This is a genomic window from Mycobacterium sp. TH-M106 (genome assembly GCF_057473765.1).
Map to the genome: position 1 here is coordinate 1 of NZ_JBYCLE010000133.1, position 9,140 is coordinate 9,140.

12 protein-coding genes and 1 pseudogene are annotated in these 9,140 nt (G+C 66.3%); 5 read left to right on the forward strand and 8 right to left on the reverse strand.

From position 1 onward, the window contains the following. Window positions 1–135: pseudogene (locus tag AC2VOP_RS04765) on the reverse strand (nuclear transport factor 2 family protein); the annotation flags it as partial. Window positions 136–224: 89 nt separating this feature from the next. On the opposite strand from AC2VOP_RS04765, the gene msrA reads away from it, so the two are divergent. Both msrA and AC2VOP_RS04775 read left to right on the forward strand, forming a co-directional pair. After that, on the forward strand, window positions 225–740 hold the full coding sequence (msrA, locus tag AC2VOP_RS04770) for a peptide-methionine (S)-S-oxide reductase MsrA (protein ID WP_486959877.1): 516 nt from the start codon (window positions 225–227) through the stop codon (window positions 738–740). 12 nt (window positions 741–752) lie between these two features. Beyond that, window positions 753–1,154, forward strand: coding sequence for a DUF6632 domain-containing protein (locus AC2VOP_RS04775; RefSeq protein ID WP_486959878.1), 402 nt, complete (start codon window positions 753–755; stop codon window positions 1,152–1,154). A 5-nt stretch (window positions 1,155–1,159) separates the two neighbouring features. On the opposite strand, the gene AC2VOP_RS04780 is transcribed toward AC2VOP_RS04775, so the two are convergent. Together AC2VOP_RS04780 and AC2VOP_RS04785 are read right to left on the reverse strand one after the other, a co-directional pair. Further along, window positions 1,160–1,627: a PaaI family thioesterase gene (locus AC2VOP_RS04780; protein ID WP_486959879.1), complete on the reverse strand. Its 468-nt coding sequence runs from the start codon at window positions 1,625–1,627 to the stop codon at window positions 1,160–1,162. 11 nt (window positions 1,628–1,638) lie between these two features. Further along, window positions 1,639–2,979: a cytochrome P450 gene (locus AC2VOP_RS04785; RefSeq protein ID WP_486959880.1), complete on the reverse strand. Its 1,341-nt coding sequence runs from the start codon at window positions 2,977–2,979 to the stop codon at window positions 1,639–1,641. 170 nt (window positions 2,980–3,149) lie between these two features. Between AC2VOP_RS04785 and AC2VOP_RS04790 the strand changes: the two genes are divergently transcribed. Next, on the forward strand, window positions 3,150–3,743 hold the full coding sequence (locus AC2VOP_RS04790; RefSeq protein WP_486959887.1) for a TetR/AcrR family transcriptional regulator: 594 nt from the start codon (window positions 3,150–3,152) through the stop codon (window positions 3,741–3,743). Window positions 3,744–3,791: 48 nt separating this feature from the next. Beyond that, window positions 3,792–4,004, forward strand: a complete 213-nt coding sequence (locus AC2VOP_RS04795; RefSeq protein WP_486959881.1) for a TOBE domain-containing protein — start codon at window positions 3,792–3,794, stop codon at window positions 4,002–4,004. Between the two features lie 24 nt (window positions 4,005–4,028). Here the strand turns inward: AC2VOP_RS04795 and AC2VOP_RS04800 are convergent, their stop codons facing one another. From AC2VOP_RS04800 to AC2VOP_RS04810, 3 genes are all read right to left on the reverse strand, one after another. Continuing rightward, on the reverse strand, window positions 4,029–4,655 hold the full coding sequence (locus AC2VOP_RS04800; protein ID WP_486959882.1) for a hypothetical protein: 627 nt from the start codon (window positions 4,653–4,655) through the stop codon (window positions 4,029–4,031). A gap of 100 nt (window positions 4,656–4,755) precedes the next feature. Further along, window positions 4,756–5,829, reverse strand: coding sequence for a fatty acid desaturase family protein (locus AC2VOP_RS04805; protein ID WP_486959883.1), 1,074 nt, complete (start codon window positions 5,827–5,829; stop codon window positions 4,756–4,758). 20 nt (window positions 5,830–5,849) lie between these two features. Continuing rightward, complete coding sequence (locus AC2VOP_RS04810; RefSeq protein ID WP_486959888.1) at window positions 5,850–6,893, reverse strand: ferredoxin reductase; 1,044 nt, start codon at window positions 6,891–6,893, stop codon at window positions 5,850–5,852. Window positions 6,894–6,981: 88 nt separating this feature from the next. Here AC2VOP_RS04810 and AC2VOP_RS04815 point away from each other — a divergent pair, with 88 nt between their 5' ends. Next, window positions 6,982–7,662 (forward strand): TetR family transcriptional regulator, encoded by a 681-nt coding sequence (locus tag AC2VOP_RS04815; protein ID WP_486959884.1) that lies wholly within the window; start codon window positions 6,982–6,984, stop codon window positions 7,660–7,662. 34 nt (window positions 7,663–7,696) lie between these two features. Here the strand turns inward: AC2VOP_RS04815 and AC2VOP_RS04820 are convergent, their stop codons facing one another. Together AC2VOP_RS04820 and AC2VOP_RS04825 are read right to left on the reverse strand one after the other, a co-directional pair. After that, complete coding sequence (locus AC2VOP_RS04820) at window positions 7,697–8,302, reverse strand: GNAT family N-acetyltransferase (protein WP_486959885.1); 606 nt, start codon at window positions 8,300–8,302, stop codon at window positions 7,697–7,699. Between the two features lie 206 nt (window positions 8,303–8,508). Then, entirely contained in the window at window positions 8,509–9,045 is a 537-nt protein-coding gene (locus AC2VOP_RS04825) for a hypothetical protein (protein WP_486959886.1), read from the reverse strand. Window positions 9,046–9,140: the final 95 nt, after the last annotated feature.

Here is a 9,140-nt window from a genome sequence, read left to right on the forward strand (position 1 = left end):
GACGTATTCGACGTCCTCGGTGTAGTGCTGCACCCAGATGTCCCAGTTTCTGGTCTCGGCGGCGCGGGCGACGGTCTGCTCGAACGTCTGGAACGCGGCGGCCAGTTCGTCGCGGCTGAACGGCGGAGTCGTCACGTGAAGAACTAGAACACGTTCTACTCAGGTTTGTCGAGCCTGGGTTGCGAGAGCGTGCGGTCCGGGTTTTCCGGTGGATAATCGACAGCATGACGGACTACCGCACAGCGATTCTGGCGGGCGGCTGCTTCTGGGGGATGCAGGACCTGTTCCGCAAGCTGCCCGGGGTGGTCGCCACCCGGGTCGGCTACACCGGGGGCGAGGTGGCCAACGCGACCTACCGCAATCACGGCGGCCACGCCGAGGCCGTCGAGATCCGCTACGACCCGGCCGGCACCGACTACCGCACCCTGTTGGAGTTCTTCTTCGCGATCCATGACCCGACCACCAAGAACCGGCAGGGCAACGACGTCGGGACCAGCTACCGCTCCGCCATCTTCTACCTCGACGACGAGCAGAAACGTATCGCCCTGGACACCATCGCCGACGTCGACGCGTCCGGGCTCTGGCCGGGCAAGGTGGTCACCGAGGTCAGCCCCGCTGGTGACTTCTGGGAGGCCGAACCCGAGCACCAGGACTACCTGGAGCATTTCCCGGGCGGATACACCTGCCACTTCGTCCGGCCGGACTGGAAGCTGCCGCACCCGGCGGGTGTCGAGGGCTAAACGGGCTGACGCATGATGTCCGACGACACGAGATCGGTGACTCCCCTGCGCATCGCGCTGGTGGTCATCGGCCTCGTTTTCATATTCGGGATCTACCCACTCACCCATTCCTGGCAGTCCGGCTGGACATGGGGTCACGGGCCGTCGCACTACCTGGCGATGATCATCGGCATCTACGCGACGCTCGGCGTATTCTTGCTCGCCGCGGCGCGCGATCCGCTCGCCCACCGCAGCTTGATCTGGTTCACGGTGGCCTCCAGCGTCGTGCACGCCGCGATCATGGCGGTCCAGGCGATCGGCGACCCTGCCGAACGCGGCCACCTTGTCGGTGATGTGCCGGCACTGCTCATCGTCGCTGTGGTGCTCGCGGTGTTGATGCCGCGTGCGGAACGGAAACGGGAAGCATCAAGCTAACGTCGCTATCCCGGGTGCGCACGCAGCTGATAGAGCCCGCGGGTGGTGGCGACGGTCGTGCCGTCGGTGTCGGTGACCACCGCCTCCAGGGTGAAGTCCGCTTTGCCGTGTGCGGCGGCTTCGGCTTCGACCCGGGCGATCGTCGCGTCGTCAAGCCGGGCCTCGGCGCGTAGCTGCGATCTGGCCATCGCGACGAACGTGATGTCGACGTCCTTCACCAGCGGGAAGTACTTGGCGGCATCGAAGGTGCTCAGCGCGATGACGCCGCCGAGGATCTCCGCCACGGTGAACTGCACGCCCGCATACACCACCCCGAAGTGGTTGCCGTTGCCCTCGACCGGCACGACGGCTGCGGCGTGACCGCGCCTCGCCTCGACCACCCGCACCCCCATCCGGTGCGCGGTCGGGATGGTGTGTTCCATCGCGGCGTTGACCGTGTCGACAAGCTGCCCGTCTGCGGAGCCGGTGCTCATAGCGGTGGATTTTAGCCGCGCGGGTGCACGGTGATCCGGCCGCCATCCGCGGGGGTGTAGGCCACACCGCGGGCGTGAAACTTCTCGCCCGGTTTCGTGCTGGGCTCGATAGTGAAGTGGCGCAACACTGTTCGTAGTACGATATCCATCTCCATGTTGGCGAACGCGGAGCCGGGGCAGCGCCGGGTTCCGCCGCCGAACGGAATCCAGGCGAAGGTCGGTGGATTGCCGTCGAGGTAGCGCTGCGGGTCGAACCGGCCCGGATCTTCGAACCCGTCGGCATTGCGATGGATCGCCGCAATGGCGACGACGACCGAATACCCTCGTGGGATCACCCACTCGCCCAACTCGAACGTCGGCGCGTAGACGTGCCGGGCCGCGGAGTCGATCACGGTTCGGGTGCGTTGCACCTCGCGGATGGCCGCCCGGCGCAGCGCGCTCTCGTCGGTGTCGGCCTCGGCGGCCACCGCCGCCAGCAGGTCCGGGTGGCGACTCAACCGCTCGAACACCCACGCCAGCGTCGACGCGGTGGTTTCATGGCCAGCCGCCAGCAGCGTCAGCAGTTCGTCGGCGATTTCCCGGCGCGACATCACCGTGCCGTCCTCGTAGCTGCTGCGCAGCATCACCGATAGCACGTCGGTCCGGTCTTCGAAGTGCGGGTCGCTGCGCGCGTCGGCGATCAGCTTGTCCAGGGCGGCCTCGTAGCGGCGCCGCCAGCTGGCCAGTCGACCCCACGGGGTGAAGCGTCCGTAGGTCCGGGCCGGCATCGGCAGCACCACCATGCGCGAACCCAGCGTCACCCACGGTGGGGCGATCTGTCGTAGCTCATCGAGTTCGGGGCCGGCTGCCCCGAAAATGGCACGCAGGATCACATTGAGGGTGATCCGCATCGTCGACGGCAGAGTCGCGAATTCTTTGCCCACCGGCCAGGACGCCGTCTCCCGCACGGTCTCTTCGATGACAAGTTGCTCGTACTCGCGCACACTTTTGCCGTGGAACAGCGGACTGAGCAGATTGCGGCGCCGCCGATGCTCGGCGCCCTCGAGTGCGAACACCGAACCCGGGCCGAGCATCCGACTCAGGTTGGGCTGAACGTTGCCGACATCCTCCGGGCGGGCCAGAAACACCTGCCGGGCCAGATCGGGATCAGTGACGACCACGGTAGGTCCGAAGATCGGGGATTTCATGGTGAACGCGGCACCGTATCGGCGGGCCAGCCACTGCATCACCCGCCGCCGGGCAACGATGAACAGCAGCCCCTGCACGACCTTCGGCAGGCGCGGCCCCGGCGGCAGCCTGACCGCGCACGTCGTCGGACCGATCGGGGTGTCGACGGCCGCGGTTGTGCTCATGCTCTAGTCCTTTCACACAACATCATGGCGATTGTGGTACCGATGTGTACCAGTGGTTACACCAGGCACGGTACTCTGTAGTACCGGACCTGGCAAGGGTGTGCAAGGGCGTCTGGTAGGGAGGCGTGGTGACTACAGCCGCCGAAGAAGCGCACGAAGCGGAAGAAGCCGTGCCCCATGCGCCTGAAGACCCGGGGGATGCGTTCCGGCGCCGGCTGCTCGACGGCCTCGCCGAGTCGATCGGCGAACGAGGCTACCGAGCCACCACCGTGGCCGACGTCGTCCGCCATGCTCGCACGTCGAAACGCACTTTCTACGATTACTTCGCCGGTAAGGAGGAGTGTTTTCTCGAGCTGTTGCGCGCCGACAACGAGCGGCTCGCCGCCGACATCCGCGCCGCCGTCGATCCGCAGGCCGACTGGCACAACCAGATCCGCCAGGCGGTGGGTGCCTACGTCGCCAGCATCGAGGCCCGCCCGGCGCTCACGCTGAGCTGGATTCGTGAGCTGCCGTCGCTGGGTACGGTCGCTCGTCCGGTGCAGCGCCGGGGATTGGAATTGATGACCAGCCTGCTGATCGAGCTCAGCGGCAGTCCGGGCGTCCGGCGGGCCGATCTGTCGCCGCTGACGCCGCCGTTGGCGGTGATCCTCTTGGGCGGCTTGCGGGAACTGACTGCACTGGCAGTGGAGGACGGTACAGACATCCGCGAGATCGTGGAGCCCGCAGTGCAGGCGTCTATTGCGCTGCTTGGCGGCCCCCGTTGAACTACCGTTGCGTGCATTGCGTGCACACCGACGATGCGGAGGACAGCGATGCGCTTATCGACCCGGAACCAACTCACCGGCACCATCGCCGAGGTCGACCTCGGTGCCGTGATGGCGATCGTGAAGGTGCGCCTCGACGGCGGCGAGAACGTGATCACCTCCGCGATCACCAGGGACGCCGCGCTCGACCTCGGCCTCAAGGCCGGTCAGGCCGCGACGGTGTTCGTCAAGTCGACCGAGGTGACTATCGGCGTCGATTGATCGGCAGTAAGTGAGCGGCCCCGATCACAGGCCGAAGTCGAGGCCCCCGAACAGGTCACCGAGACCCGTTCCATTGATCAGGTCGCCGATAACCGCGGCCAGGTTGGAAAAGGTGCCCAGGCTGGCTTCGGTTTGGCCGTTGGCCACATCGGGAATGGTGATCGGTGTGAGCAGCCCGGTGGTGATGGTGCAGTCGGGAAGGGCATCGCCGCAGCCGCCGGCCACCGGCGGCTCGCCATTGAGGACGGCGTCCAGCTCTACGGCGGGCGCGCTGATCAGGTCGTTGACGAACGCGACGGGGTCGATGTTCGCCAGATCGCCCAACAAGACGTCGAACTGCTCGGGTAACACGGTGCCGAGGTCATGGATGGGGTAAAGCAGCCCGTGGCTGAACAAGGTCTCCGCGTCCGGCGCTCCGGCCGGTGCGCCATCCACCAGCAGGCCCGGAAGCTGAATGATGAGCGCGCCGAGATTCTGTTCGGTGTGGTCGGTCACGGCGCTCCACGCAACGAACGGATCGGTTCCGGTGGTGAGCTGGACGTCGGGCGTCTGGGTGTGGTGCATCGACGCTGCCAGCGGGATAGCGGCGATCGCACCGGCGCCGGTCAGGGCGAGGCCCACGGTGATCCACTGGCGAAGCGCTGCCTGCATGACGGTCCCCCTGTGAAGTACGTCGCGCCCCCACGCGTTCTCGTGCCTCGAATGGTGAGTCAGCGAACGATATTATTAAACGCCTAAGCAACCGGCAACGCTAGCCGGACGCCAGCCGGAAGATCTTGCGCACCACCGTGGCGAACTGCTTGTGCAGCGGACCTGTGTTGTACCCGATGCCGTAACGTCGGCAGATCTCGCGCACCTCAGGGGCGATCTCGGCGTAGCGGTGCGCCGGCAGGTCCGGGAACAGGTGGTGCTCGATCTGGAACGACAGGTTGCCGGACAGGATGTGGAACAACGTGCCGCCGGTCAGGTTCGCCGAGCCGAGGATCTGCCGGTAGTACCACATGCCCCGCGACTCGCTGCGTGTCTCCTCGACGGTGAACTCCCGGGTGCCCTCGGGGAAGTGGCCGCAGAAGATGATCATGAAGGACCACACGTTGCGGATCAGGTTGGCCGAGGCGTTACCGGCGAACACCCACGGCGCGAACGGGCCGGCCAGCATGGGGAACGCCACGTAGTCCTTCAGAGTCTGGCGGCGGGTCTTGCGCCAGGTTTCCTTCAGCATTTCCCGTTTGTCGGCGAAGCCGATCTCGCCGGCCCGGATGCGTTCGGTCTCCAGTTCGTGCACCGCCACCCCGTACTGGAAGAGCACCATCAACAGGAACGCGTAGACCGGGTTGCCCAGAAAGTACGGCTGCCAGGGCTGGTGCTCGCTCATCCGCAGCAGGCCGTAGCCGATGTCGCGGTCCATGCCGACGATGTTCGTGTAAGTGTGGTGCAGGTAGTTGTGCGAGTGCCGCCACTGGTCGGCCGGGCAGGCGGTGTCCCATTCGAAACTGGGGCCGTGCAGCGCCGGGTCGCCCATCCAGTCGTACTGACCATGCATGACGTTGTGGCCAATCTCCATGTTGTCCAGGATCTTCGACAGCGCGAGCATCGCGGTGCCCGCCAGCCAGGCCGGCGGCAGGATGCCGGCGAACAGCAGCGCCCGTCCGCCGGCATCCAGTGCGCGCTGCGTCTTGACGATTCGGCGGATGTAGTCGGCATCGCGTTCGCCGAGGTCGTCCAGGACACGCTGCCGGATCGCATCGAGTTCGCGGCCGAATTCGTCGATCCGGTCGGGGGCGGGGATGGTCTGGATGGTCTGGATGGTCTGCGGTTGCGACATGGTTGGTTCCCTTCGTTTAGTTAGAGGGCGAGTTCGACGTCGCCGACCGGAACGGACACGCAGATCTGCACGTCTTCGTCCTCGGCGGTCGAGACCGCGCCGGTCATCAGGTTTCGCACCGTGCCGCGGGTTTTCCGGCAGGTGCAGCTGTGGCAGATGCCCATGCGGCATCCATGGGCCGGTTGCAGCCCAGCGGACTCGGCCTGCTCGAGCAACGATCGGCCGTCGTCAGCCGCCGCGACCTCGCTGATGGCGAACATCACCCGTCCGCCGGACGGCTCGGCCGGCACCGGTGCCGGCGGCACAAAGCTCTCCGCGATCACATCGGGACGGTGTTTGCGCACCGCGTCCAGCAGCGCCGGCGGACCACACACGTACAACGCATCTGGTGACGGCATGGCCGCCCGCAGGTGGTCGGCACCGAAATGGCCGGGCAGATCGCCGGTTTCCGGTGCGCGGGTGAACCCGTGCAGCACCCGCACGTTCGGCATGGTCGCCAGCTCTTCGCGGTAGCAGGCTTCCCCGGGGTTGCGTGCGTAATGGACGAAGGCGACCTCGCCGCCCCGGCGAACGTGGCCCTCCGCTTGCAGAGTGCGCAGCATCGACATCACCGGGGTGATACCGCTGCCGCCGGAGACCAGCAGGATCCGTCGCGGCCGGGGGTTGGGCAAGACGAAATCACCGGCGGCACCGGACAGTCCCACCACCATGCCGGGCCAGACGTGGCGGTAGAGGTGGGTCGATACCAGTCCACCGTCGTGGCGCCCGACGGTCAGCTCGATCAGGCGCTGCCCTTCGGCGTTGGCCGGTGAATAGCAGCGGGTGCGGCGGCGTCCGTCGATGTCGACGGTGAGGTTGACATGCTGGCCGGCCCGAAAGCCGGGGAAGGCAGCATTGGGCGCCAGCGTGAGGGTGACGCTGCGCGCGGTGGCCCGCCGCACCGTCACCACCTTCGCGCGCGCTTCGGAGGAGGTCCAGGTCGGCGACACCAGCTCGGTGTAGCGGTCGATGCCGTAGGGGCCGGTCAGTACGTCGACGAGGTTCGAACCCCGCAGGCGGTCCATCAGATTTTGGGTGAACACATGTACACGGTGTGTCCTGGATGCCGTGCTCGTCAAGGTAAAACTGCCGGTTGTGGTAGGGTTCACATCAGTGAACGGTCGTACTCCCAAATCACGGCCCGGGCGGCAAACACGGCCAGGGCGTCCCGGACCCGAGCGGGCGTCCCGCGAGGAGCGCAAGGAGGTCACCCGGCGCGCCATCATCGCCGCCGCGCTCAAGCTGCTCGGCGAACGCAGTTTCAGCGCACTGAGCCTGCGCGAGGTGACCCGCGCCGCGGACATCGTTCCGGCTGCCTTCTACCGCCACTTCGAGTCGATGGATGCGCTCGGGCTAGTGCTTATCGACGAGTCGTTTCGGGCGCTGCGCGAGATGCTGCGCGACGCCCGGACCGGTGGACTCGACCCGAACCGGGTTATCGAATCGTCGGTGGACATTCTGGTGGACAACGTCGCTGCCCGGCGGGAGTACTGGCGGTTCATCAACCGGGAACGCTCCAGCGGGATGACGGTGCTGCGGTATGCGATCCGCACCGAGATCCGGCTCATCACCTCGGAACTGGCGACCGACTTGGCCCGCTTCCCGGGGATGACCGGGTGGAGCACCGAAGACCTCAACATCCTGTCCGGGCTTTTCGTGAACTCGATGATCGTCATCGCCGAGGCCATCGACGAAGCCCAGGATGCGGCGGCACTCGCGGAGATCAAACGCATTGCGGGCAAGCAACTCCGGATGATCGCCGTCGCCGCCAGCGGCTGGCGCAGTAAGCCCTGACCGGGTCGCGGCAGGGCGTGCTCCCGCACCTCTGCTATCTGGGTTCCCGCCACATCCGCCACAGCGTCGGCCCGCCACGGGGCAGAGTGATCTCGCCGGTCACCACGAACCCGAACCGTTGGTAGTACGGCACGTTCTCGAACTTGCTGGACTCCAGGTACGCCGGGCAGTGCTCGGCGTCGCAGCGGTCCAGCCGCGACCGCATCAGCGCCTGCCCGAACCCGCGGCCCCGCACCGCCGGGTCGCTGCCGATCACCGCGAGGTACCAGTGCGGCTCTTCCGGGTGGTGAGCGTCCAATAACTGGCTCGCCGCGTGCCCGACGGGCAAGCGCGCACCGAACGCCCGGATGAAATCAGGCAACATGGTCAGCTGGGCGCGCCACGGGTGTTTCCAGCGGCCGGGCGGATCCCACAGTGTCGCCGCGCCGATCTCCGGCCCGTCGCAGGCCACCTCCACCCCGCCGCCGGCCAGGTGATGACGGCGGACGAAGCTGGCAAAGACACGGGCCGACCGTGCAGGCCGCGACGTGTCATCCGGCAGCATCCACATCCAGACGGGGTCGTCGTAGAAAGCACGGCCCAGCATCTGCGACAGTGGGTCGATGTCGGTTCGCTGCGCCGGCCGTGCGTCGATGACCATCCTGGCAGGTTACCTGGCAGGTTAAGCCATGCCGTCAGTCGTCTGCTCGACGGGCAAGCCGCCTCCAAGCTCGCGCCGACCCACGAAAAAGCGGGAGGCCCGAGCGAACCCAAGTCAGTTTCTCACTTTGCGAGGTGCCTCACGTAAAAGTGAGCGCGGAGCGGTGGCTGGTGCCTCACACATGGTGAGCGCGTGGGGGGCTTGCACTACTTCGCCTTGGCCAATCGGTTGATTGACGGTTGTAATGCTTCCAGGTCGATGTGGCGCGCGGCGGCCAGGGCCTCGGTCTTGGCTTTGGCTAGGTCCAGCAGCTGCATCTGGATGGTGTTGATCTGGCGGGTCAGATCGGCCGGGTTGATGCCTTCGATCCGGGCGGCTACCTCGGAAAGCTGTTGTTCATCAAGGACGCCCGATGCCTGTAGGCGCTGCCACGGGGTGGCTGGGGCGTCGTAGACGCGCTTGCGGCGACCGGTTGCAGTGGTGGTGTAGCCGATGGCCTTTTTCGTCGGGGTGAAGAAGTTGCACCGCAGCGACACCAGGCGCCACAGCTCGTTGAGCAGTTCCAACTCCGCCGGGGTGTCGTACCGCCAGTAGAAGGCGTGTTTGCGCACCACGTGGTTGTTCTTGGACTCCACATGGGCCTGGTCGTTCTTCTGGTAGGGCCGCGAACGGGTCTGGGTAATGTCGCGAGCCTGCAGCCAGTCGGCGACGTCGTGATTGATGAACTCGCTACCGCAGTCCAAAGCGCACAGGTTCGGCCGAACCTATATCAGGTGACGCCTAATGTTCACAGGTCGACAGGCGTGTCGCATCGACGCTGTCGGCGAGATAGTACAGG